At 65.9% G+C, this 9324-nt stretch carries 9 protein-coding genes; 6 read left to right on the top strand and 3 right to left on the bottom strand.

Going from position 1 to position 9324, the window contains the following annotated elements; genetic code table 11:
• Window positions 1-106: 106 nt before the first annotated feature.
• Together JSV65_01580 and JSV65_01575 are read right to left on the bottom strand one after the other, a co-directional pair.
• A complete protein-coding gene (locus JSV65_01580; protein ID UCH35068.1) occupies window positions 107-808 on the bottom strand; it encodes a hypothetical protein in 702 nt (233 codons plus the stop codon).
• 333 nt (window positions 809-1141) lie between these two features.
• Complete coding sequence (locus JSV65_01575) at window positions 1142-3055, bottom strand: glycoside hydrolase family 127 protein (GenBank protein UCH35067.1); 1914 nt, start codon at window positions 3053-3055, stop codon at window positions 1142-1144.
• Window positions 3056-3316: 261 nt separating this feature from the next.
• On the opposite strand from JSV65_01575, the gene JSV65_01570 reads away from it, so the two are divergent.
• From JSV65_01570 to JSV65_01545, 6 genes are all read left to right on the top strand, one after another.
• Window positions 3317-4561: a PD40 domain-containing protein gene (locus JSV65_01570; protein ID UCH35066.1), complete on the top strand. Its 1245-nt coding sequence runs from the start codon at window positions 3317-3319 to the stop codon at window positions 4559-4561.
• Between the two features lie 518 nt (window positions 4562-5079).
• The gene (locus JSV65_01565) at window positions 5080-5673 is read left to right on the top strand and encodes a sigma-70 family RNA polymerase sigma factor (GenBank protein ID UCH35065.1); all 594 of its coding nucleotides are present in this window, start codon (window positions 5080-5082) and stop codon (window positions 5671-5673) included.
• Window positions 5670-6269 (top strand): zf-HC2 domain-containing protein, encoded by a 600-nt coding sequence (locus tag JSV65_01560; GenBank protein ID UCH35064.1) that lies wholly within the window; start codon window positions 5670-5672, stop codon window positions 6267-6269. Before JSV65_01565 ends, JSV65_01560 begins: the two co-directional genes overlap by 4 nt.
• Window positions 6256-7119 carry a hypothetical protein gene (locus JSV65_01555; protein UCH35063.1) on the top strand — a complete coding sequence of 288 codons (864 nt, stop codon included), beginning with the start codon at window positions 6256-6258 and terminating at the stop codon, window positions 7117-7119. Before JSV65_01560 ends, JSV65_01555 begins: the two co-directional genes overlap by 14 nt.
• Window positions 7112-7336: a hypothetical protein gene (locus JSV65_01550; GenBank protein UCH35062.1), complete on the top strand. Its 225-nt coding sequence runs from the start codon at window positions 7112-7114 to the stop codon at window positions 7334-7336. The genes JSV65_01555 and JSV65_01550 overlap by 8 nt, the downstream gene beginning before the upstream one ends.
• On the top strand, window positions 7333-8778 hold the full coding sequence (locus JSV65_01545; protein UCH35061.1) for a DUF4097 family beta strand repeat protein: 1446 nt from the start codon (window positions 7333-7335) through the stop codon (window positions 8776-8778). Before JSV65_01550 ends, JSV65_01545 begins: the two co-directional genes overlap by 4 nt.
• Here the strand turns inward: JSV65_01545 and JSV65_01540 are convergent.
• Window positions 8750-9324, bottom strand: a 575-nt coding sequence (locus JSV65_01540) for a hypothetical protein (GenBank protein ID UCH35060.1), incomplete at its 5' end; no start/stop codon positions are given. The genes JSV65_01545 and JSV65_01540 overlap by 29 nt on opposite strands.

The raw sequence follows: 9324 nt of genomic DNA, 5'->3' as shown, positions 1-9324 counted from the left end.
CTTATAAGCGGACAAACACATCGGCGACCAAGGCGTCATCTAGCGGTGCTATCGGCGAGGTCATCGTGTCCCGCGCGCTGTTCCCGTCGAAGTCTTCAGACGGACTTCAGTCGGCGAAGATGTCCCAGGACGTGATCTCCAGCGCCATATTCAGGCCCTGTTGCGCTGCCTGACCAACGCTGTCCTTGCGCGCAGCGAGCGTCTCGACCAGCCTTTCAGCTTGCTCCGTCCCCATACGGCGCATGGCTCGAACCGCATAACGATCGTGCCATTTGCACGCCATCCATTCCAGATACGGTAGGACTATGTCGTGGCGCACTGACCTGAGCGCCGTGGTCCGCGCCGAGAGCGACAGGTCACCGAGTTGCTCCGTATTCATCGGCAGCAACGGCTGAAAAAGCTCCTCGCAGCGTGCCCGGAGTCGAGCCGCATCAAAGGGCAACACGCGCACCCAGACCGTGCACTCGGCGATGAGGCGAATGTCCTCTGAAAGCTCAAGCTGCTGTACGCGCACCGCGTATTTGCCTGGCGTCTTAAACTGGTACAGCGCAGACACGATCAGCAAAGTGGTGCGTGTCTGGCGCGGAGCGAGGGCCCACTCAAAATGGATCAAGTCGATGGGGAATGCCGGCCGCCGTGTCGCCGCCACAACTCTGCCTGTGCCATCGCGTATCTCGATACGGGTGGTGTACTCTCGGGCGATCTTCAGCTTCACGGTGTGCTCGCACTGGTTCCTGATTTCAGCGCGCACCAGCAATGGCTCGTAGGCGGTGATGGCGCCGTCTTTAGCCAGGAGCTTCCCGGTCAATACGATGTCGCTGGGGCGTGCATCCCGTGGTCGCTGCGCGCCGCGAACCGGCGTCCCCACCAAGTGGCACAGCACTAGGCCGAGTGTCGCGCTCCCGACCCTGAGCATGGCGCGTCCGCGCCTCCGACGCTTATGAAATCCCCCGTCACACTTCACGGGCGTGCTCCAATCTCACAGCGGTCATTCCGCCTCACCCTGATATGACCGCTGTTCGGCGATGTTTTTCCGCGGGAATGCACGCACATAGACGACCCCTGTGATTGAGTTGGTTCGCCGTCGTCAGCGGATTCCTTCCGCTCGCGCATGACACGCGTGATCTGCGGTGGTTTCCCGTCAGCAATGGTGGTTTTGCGGTCGCGCCGACCGTAACGGATTTGCGCGAGAGAATGCGGTTGACGCAATTCCTTCGACGCGCAGCCACGTGTGGTACTGCGACCCCGTCGCCCCCGCGCTCGCGAAGTCGCAGAGCAGCATTGGTGTCCCGTCGGCGCCCGTGAATCTGAGCAGCAGCCACGGCTTCGGCCATTGCGTCCGGGGAACCGTCTTCGGTTGCATGTCGGAAGCACGCAGCGGAGCGAGTTGATCGAACGGGGTCTCGTTGAATCGCGGATCGTACGCCAGCAGCACCGGCCCGCGATAGACTGACGTCTTGCCCTCGAACTCCCGCTCGCCTACCCAGAAATGCGGCGACATGTCCAGCGCCAGGACAACCTTATCGCCATCCTTCCACGTCCGACTTAGCGTGAGGTAGGTGCCGGCCTGCGCGGGGACCTGCTCGCCGTTCACTTTCACCGTCGTGCGCGCCGACCAATAAGGTATGCGCAACCGCAGCGCAAACCGCCTGGGCTGTGACAGGCCGACGTTGATCTCGACCTTGCCGTCACGCGGGTATGTCGTCTTCTGCCGCACCGTGACGCGCTCGCCCGACGGCAACTTGGCGGACACCTCGCACGGCCCGTAGTAGTTCAGCGCAAGCCCGTCACGCGCCGCCATCAGGCTCCACTGGCCCAGCATGCCGAGGATGCGCGGGCCGTTGACGGAGCAGCAGTTCAGCTCCGGCGACCCCGGGCGGCACTGGAAGTTGATGTCGTGTGCCGAGGCCTTCTTCTCCCCCTCCATGGGCGTGTTATACGTCCACCAGCGGCCCGACGGGCTCTGCCCACCGATGCCGCCGTTGAAGGTCGCGAGTTCGATTTCATCGGCCACCACTGAAAGACCGGTCAGCCTCAGCATGTCGAGCGACAGCGCGAGCCACGCGACGGTGCAGCACGTCTCGATAGCGGCGGGGTTGTACGGGTTGCCGCACGCCTGCTCGCCGGAGCTGAAGCCGCCGGTGTTGTGGCGGTCGGTCTCGACGATGCTCCACCAGATATGCTCGAAGGCGTTCCGATACTTCGCGTCGCCGGTGATGAAGTAGAACTCCGCGATGGCTTGCAGATCGTGCAGGCTCTCCCAGCGCGGCTTTGGCGTCTGGTGGAACGGCGTCCCGGCGAGCGCGGTGCGGACGTAGTCGCCCGACGGCGGCGTCTCCCAATCCTGCTCGACGCGGCGCGCCATGTCCATGTAGCGCTGCTCGCCGGTGCGCTCGTACAGCAGCAACATGCCGTGGATGATCGCCTCGTTCATCTCCTCGCTGCCAGCTGACAGCACCCGCTGGCCCCCCTCCGGGAACGTGTCGCAGATGAAATCCGCCGCTTTCCTCACTGCTTGCAGGGCACGCTCGTCGCCGGTGTCGTCGTAGTAGAGCAGCAGCCCAACGAAGGCGTGGTAATGGCCCCACAGATCCCAGCCCACCATCAGGCGCTGCTCTTTCGGAAACGGGCCGAGATAACCTTCGGCCGATTGTGTTGCGATGAAGTCGCTCACCACCTGCTCGATGACGCGCTTGAGCGAAGCCGCGCGCGTGATGCGCCAGTTGAGCACTGCGGCCGTGAGGTACTTGCCGACAAATTCCCCCGACCACGGCAGCAGGTCACGATGCGGCTCGCGATCGCGGTCGCGGAACATGTCGAGCATAGCGGGATTAGCGAAGGGCGCGGTGAGCAGCCAGTTGTCCCGGTTCGCCTTCAGCCGCTCGCCGATGAAGCCCCCGAACTTGAGGCGCGCAGCGACGGGTGCTTCCAGCGCAGGCTCGCGAGTGTACCGGGCAGCCGAGCGAGCCGCCCCCGCATCCGTACCGCTCGCCATTAACAAGCCGATCAGCAGCGCGGCAGTCAGTATCCATACCGGCGACGCAAATCCGATCATCTGGTCTCTCCCGTGCGAACGTGACTCACTCCACTACCCTTCGGGCCGCTTGGCTGTTGCAGCCCGCCGCTCATAATACCGGGCCGCCTCGGTCGGCGCAATAGTACGCCGGTGCCGAGCCACAGTGTGCGGACCCGCTCGTTAGACGCACCGCCGGCTGCCACGTCAGCCATGTGCGCCGCGAGAGACCGCGAGGTTCACGGCCTGCGGCGAGAGAATAGGAGAGGCCGCTGTGGCCCGCGCGCTGAACAAGGAGCAACCATGTACACGACATTGCGACCTGATATGCTTGACGAAGACTCCCCGGAGCATATCGGAATCGTGCAACTCACGACGGAAACCGACGTGCCCAGCTCCCACATCTACATGGAGGCGCAGATCTTCACGCCGGATTCGAAGCGCTTCCTGCTCCACCGCTCGGCGACTCCGCACGGCGGGAGCAAGAACGACCCGGAGCACCGCTACCTGGTCTGCGACATCGAGGACAACTGCTCCCTGTACCCGGTCACCGAAGATATCGGCGCCGTCGCGCCGTCGGTGTCCCCTGACGGCAGGTATGTATACTACTTCGTGGACGAGACGGAGGTCGGCGGCGGGCGGCTTACGCTCAAGCGGGTGAACATAGACGGCGGCGGCCGGACAACCATCATGGCGCTTGACGCCGGGCTCCCAGGGACGGGCTTCTACCCCAGCCGGATCTACCCGCTGTCAACGATCTCCTCGGACGGCACGCGGCTTGCGGCCGCGGCGTTCCTCGGTGATGGGCAGACGGACGATGCGCCTTTCGGGCTGATTGTCTTCGATCTCGAGAAGGCGACCGTCGAGCTGGTCATCCACGGGCCGACGTGGTGCAACCTGCACCCGCAGTATTCCCGCTCGACCGACGCGGACGAATCGCACGATATCATGATTCAGGAGAACCACGACAACACGCACGACGCGCAGGGGAAGACGACGCGCCTCGTCGGGGGCCTGGGGGCGGACATTCACGTCATCCGCGACGACGGCACCGACTTCCGCAACCTGCCCTGGGGCCGCGACGGCAACGAGTTCTGCCAGGGCCACCAGTGCTGGCGCGGGTGCAGCCACTGGGCGATCACCAGCACGAGCACGCGGCGGCCTCCGGAGGCGCAGCTCATCGAAGGCCTGGTCGCGCCTCACGCCGGCCACGTCGGCATAGCAACTCCTGGCGGCGTCCGCAATGATCTGAGCCGCGACTCCCCGCAGCCGAGCTTCTGCCACTTCGCCACGGATATCGCGGGCGCGCGACTCATCACCGACGCCGGGCCGCAGGAGGACGGCGGGCGCATCTTTGTGGCTAAGTTCGGCGAGCCGGGCAGTGACGCCCTTGCCGACTGGACGCATCTCCTCAATCCTCGCTCATCGTGGCAGAAGCAGGCCCACGTCCACCCGTTCCTCTCCCCCAACGGCTCGCTGGGCTTCTTCAACTCCGACGAGTCGGGCATCCTGCAGGCATACATGATCCGAGGCCTCGACACGCTCTGACGGTGAGCGGCTCCCCCCTCACGCAGTGGCGGAAATCTTTGAGCCGCCACCGGGAACAAACGCCGGCGGACGCGCAACAAACCCATCAAATGCCGGAACGGGAGGCCGCCTGACATGTCCGCCACAATCCACAGCACAGACAGAGAGCGTGATGAGCGCGTGATGACCCGCGAACGCCGCCGCGGCGGATTGCCGAATCTTCTGGAGTGCCCGACATGCAAGGCGCCCAACGGGAGGCACCGGGCGGGTTGCTACAATTGCGGCTCGCTGCTTCAGCCCAGCCAGCATGTCTGGCCGTCGCCGTTGGTGCGGCTGGTGGTTGGCGATGCCAACAGCCCTGGGCGCGTCCTGTATCTTCGCCGCTAGGCGCCAACGCCCCAGTTGTGGTGTGACGCGCGCGATTGCGCAGCGCGCTGCGGGGAACAGAAACGGACGCCCGAGCAACAAATGATACGGGGAGATCGAAAGGAACCCGCGTGGGTGTGGCAGTAGCCATATGCGAGGAGGCTGGCAGGAGGGTGGCGGCAGAATCGGAAGAAACCCGACTGGTCGCTCGCTCCCGCGCCGGTGATCGCGAGGCCCAGGAGACGCTAGTCCGGAGATACCAGGACAAGGTGTACCGCCTGGCGTACGGGCTGCTGGGTCACCGCGAGGATGCCCTCGACGCCACTCAGGATGCGTTGGTGGCAATGCTGCGCGCTCTGCCCAGCTTCCGCGGCGAAGCGCGCTTCGAGACCTGGCTCTACCGCGTGACCACCAACGTCTGCCTGATGCGGCGGCGGTCCCATCGGGCACGGACACGCCTGGTCATTGACACTCCCGCGGAAGTCTCGGAATTGGCGGACGGGCGACCCGATCCCGAGCACGCCGCGATGCGCAGCGAAACACAAGCCGCGATCAGAGAGTGCGTCAGCCGCCTGCCTGCTGAGTTCCGTGCCGTCGTCGTGCTGCGAGAACTTGAGGGCCTATCTTACGAAGATATCGCGGAAGCGCTGCGCGTCCCGCTGGGGACGGTTCAGTCGCGGCTCAGCCGCGGCCGCCGACTACTCCGTGAGGCGCTGATGGCCGACGGGCGCGTCGCCCCGCTCTACGCGAAAGGTGAAGCATCATGAGCTGCCGAGACGTCCGCGAGTTGCTGTCGTCGTATCTCGACGGGCGGCTGTCACCTTCCGAAGCCGCTGAGGTGGAGGCACACATTGAGGTCTGTGACGCATGCCGGGAGGAACTAGCCGGACTCCGCATGACCTCGCAACTGCTGGGGTCGCTGCCCGCCGATCGCCTGTCCGTTGACCTCGCGCCGGCGCTCGTCGCGCGGGCCGCGTCCTCGCGCTGGCGGGAGCGGTGGGAGGCGATGCGGGACTTTGTGGCTCCCCGTCAGGTCTTTGTCGTGCGCCAGCTCGGCAGGGCGGCTGCCGTGTTTGCGTTTTTCGTGCTGGCGTCGGCTGCGAGCGGACGCGGGCCCGGCGATGTCTTCCTGTCGTGGCCGGGGCGCGTGGCCGGAGTGGCCGCCACGGGGGCGGCTGAGCTTACTGCTGGGCTGGCTGAGGTTCAGATTCTCCTCGGCGGCTCGGTCGCCGCTCAGCTTCCGGAAGCGCCTGCCACGGTGCCTGATCAGGAGCGCCCCGGACCAGTTCGCCCATCACGCATACCGTCGAGTTCTGCCGTCGCACTGAACGCGGAGGAGGGAAGTAGCCATGTCCACGCCTGAGATGCCGAGCGCGCCCAGGTGTCGGCGATGTAACAAGGAACTCGCGCAAGGGCAGCGTGTCGAACACCGGCACGGCCTGTACTGCCTGGAATGCGTCGGCCACGCGCTGAACGGAGCCGAAGCAGCCCCCACGAAGGAGCGCCGCAGCCCCGCCGTCGCGGTTCTGCTGTCACTCCTGCCAGGCCTCGGACAGATGTACAACGGGCAGATGCTCAAGGGCGTCCTGGTGCTCGGCGCGTTCTTGCTGATAGCCATCGGCGAAGGGCCCATACTTGGCTGGGAGCACACCGGACTCAACACGACGCTGCTGGTAGGCCTGTACTTCTGGAACCTGTTCGACGCCTACTGGACGGCGCAGCGGATCAACCGCGCCGAACTCCCGTACGTGCCGGTCGGGGAACAGCAGCTCAGCCTGTCCGAAGTCACGTCGGCGCTGGAAGAGCGGGCAGAATCGTCCGCCGCGCCGGCATTTGGCGTGCTGCTCATAGTCCTGGGCGTGCTGTTTCTGCTCAACAATTTCGGTGCCACTTGGCTCACCGAGGACATGTTCTGGCCGGCCGTGTTCCTTGCTCTCGGCATCTGGATGCTCGTCAGCTTCACGCTGTCGCGGCGTCGCCTGCCCCCGGTTGAACCCGCTCCCGGGGAACGCCCCCCGTCTCGGGAACCGGCCGCGCCGGCGAGGGATCCATCCGCCGACTCCGGTTTGCACGAACGTGCGTCCGCCGTCGAACCTTCGCCGGAACCTCCGCCGCCTGGCGAAGCGGCCCCGCAGGAGCCGACGCCGGAGTCCGTGTCGGACCAACCTCCGCCATGTGCCGAGTCCGCTTCAGAGGAGGTGCGCGATGAGTAAGAGGAGACAGAGGTCAGTGCATGACGGCATGGGCACGCTGATCTTCGGTATCGTATTCACGATCGTCGGCGCCGGGCTGCTGATTGAGCGCATAGCCAACGTGGACGTGTGGGAATACCTGTGGCGCCTGTGGCCGGTGCTGCTGATCGTCATGGGCGTCAAGATCCTGGTTGACCACTATGCGTCGCGCCCGGCCGAGGGGGGGGAACGGCAATGAGAGCGAGATACGTGTTCCTCGCGCTGCTGATCATCATCGTCGGCATGGCCATCACCGCTTCACGCAAAGGCGTCTTCGCCGACTGGTCGCAGAGCATCGCCGATCTCGCCGACACCATCGTCAACTTGGGGGACTCGTGGCCGGACGGCAACCGCTGGCAAGAGGTCGAGCGCTTCACGCGCGAGGTGCCGACGCAAGGCGCGACCTCCCTGGCGATCGTGAACCCGAACGGCAAGGTGACCGTCGAGGGCGTGACGCGACAAGGTCGGGAAACCCTATCCGGCGACGCCGCGGCTCGCGTCGAGGGGCAGGACGACGACGAGGCGTCGCCTTCAGTGGTGATTGAGGTGATCCGCTACGGCAGGGGGGACACCACCGCGGAGGCGGTGGACAACGCACGCGATGCCCGACTGGAGACCTCGGAAAACGAGGAGGCGTTGAACGTCGAGGTTACCGGGCCCGAGCACTTTGCGCGGCGAGCTCGGCTCGATCTCCGCATCGCGGCCCCGCCCGCACTGGTTGTCGGTATCGCGGTCGCAAGCGGCGACGTCCGGGTGCACGGCATGGCGGGGAGCGTGGGGGTCGCAGCGGCTTCAGGCGACATCGACATCAGCGGCGGCGGCCGAGTGAGAGCGACCGGCGCCAGCGGCGACGTGAGCATTGTGTCGGCGAATCGCGCGGAGGTCAACACGGCAAGTGGCGATGTCGAGTTGAGGGATATCCGGGGGCCGGTTCAGTGCCGCATCATCAGCGGCGACCTCACGCTTGCAAATGTCTCCGGGGACGTGCGCATCTCGACCGTGAGCGGGGATATTCGCGCGCGGCAGGTGCGCGGGGCCTTCTCCGCTACGACGATCAGCGGCTCGTCAGAGCTAAGCGACTACGCCGGCTCGGACATTTCCCTCAAGACGACCAGCGGCGACCTCGAGACGGCGTTTTCGCAGCCGTTGAGCGGCAACTTCACAGCGCGCAGCATCAGCGGCGACATAGCGGTCGCCATCCCGACCGGCTCTGATTGCACCGTGGAGCTGGCATCCACCAGCGGCGACATCAGGCTGCAGGTGCCCATGCGCACCGTCTCGCAGTCTCGGCGGCGCGTCACTGGAGTGATCGGCGATGGACGAGGACGTCTGGAGCTAAGCAGCGTCAGCGGATCTCTCAAAGTGACGGAAGTCGAGAGTGCACCGCCGGCAACTGCGATCGAGAAACCCGCGGGCGGGGCACCACCCGCTCGCGACTCGCAGCGGGAAGCCGTGGAGGAACCAGAACGGCCTGCGGTCCCCGGCGCCAGCGCTGAGCCACGCCGACCCAGCACGAGCTCGGCCCCGACGGCGCGGCTTGATTGGGACCTCGCCCCCCGCAGCGGGAGGCCTGACGAACTGCTGGACAAGAGCCTCGATCTTCTCGACAGACTTACCAGTCTCCGCCTGCCAGGACACTGACGCGCAGTTCGTGCGAGCCGTCCGGGCGCGCGTATTCGTAGTAGCAGTACAGTCCGCCCGGCGCGGGCACGGCGTCGAGGTAACGCAGCGATCCCGAGGCGTGCGGCGACGTGAGGGCCGGCGCGTCGGGCGCGAGCCGCACGTATTGCCGCAGGTCCCAGGTAATCGCCAGACCCGTCTTCTCCTCGTAGTTCTCGGCGACCGATGCGCCGCCGTCGTAGAACGCGACGAACAGCGGCGGGCGATGGACTACGGTGCTGACGCGCGCGGCGTACGCGTCCCACCCCTCGCCCGGCGACAGCACGTCGCCGAGCCAGTGGAACTTGACCCCGTCCATGCTCACCGCAAGGCCGGTGTGTGATTTCGTGATGCCGGTCGCGTAGACGTCGGCCGTCGCGTGCATCTCGATGGCGTGATCGTCCGCCGCTTGCGGGGTCGGCGCGTAGGAAGCAATCAGGTACCACGCCGTGCCCACGGCGAGCACCACGGGATCTTTGACGCCCTCGACGCCGATGTCTTCCGGCCCGAGGATCGGCCGTGCGGCCG

This window comes from Armatimonadota bacterium (assembly GCA_020354555.1).
Taxonomy (GTDB): Bacteria; Armatimonadota; Hebobacteria.
Note: the sequence above shows the minus strand (reverse complement) of the source record. Positions and strands in the feature narration are given on the sequence as shown.